Here is a 258-nt window from a genome sequence, read left to right on the forward strand (position 1 = left end):
GGTCAAGGGCAGCGCCGCGCCCACCACCAGGGCCGACCGCCAGCCCATGGTCAGCAGCGTCACCCCCACCACCAGCGCTGCCCCCAGCAGCAGGTTCACCAGCAGCGTGCTGATGCGCGTCTCCACGTAGCCGCTCTGGTCAAAAATCACCTCCAGGGCCATGCCGTCAGAGAGGCGATCACGAAAGTCATCCAGCACGACCTGGGCGCTGGCCCCCCACTGGTCAATGCGCTGCCCCGACTGCATCATCGCCCCCAC

The 258-nt window shown here is 67.8% G+C and carries 1 pseudogene; it reads right to left on the bottom strand.

The features are described 5' to 3' along the window. A pseudogene (locus JUK32_RS00010) lies at window positions 1-249 on the bottom strand (efflux RND transporter permease subunit); the annotation flags it as partial. Window positions 250-258: the final 9 nt, after the last annotated feature.

Origin of the sequence: Halomicronema sp. CCY15110, assembly GCF_016888165.1 — a bacterium.
GTDB lineage: Bacteria > Cyanobacteriota > Cyanobacteriia > Phormidesmidales > Phormidesmidaceae > Halomicronema.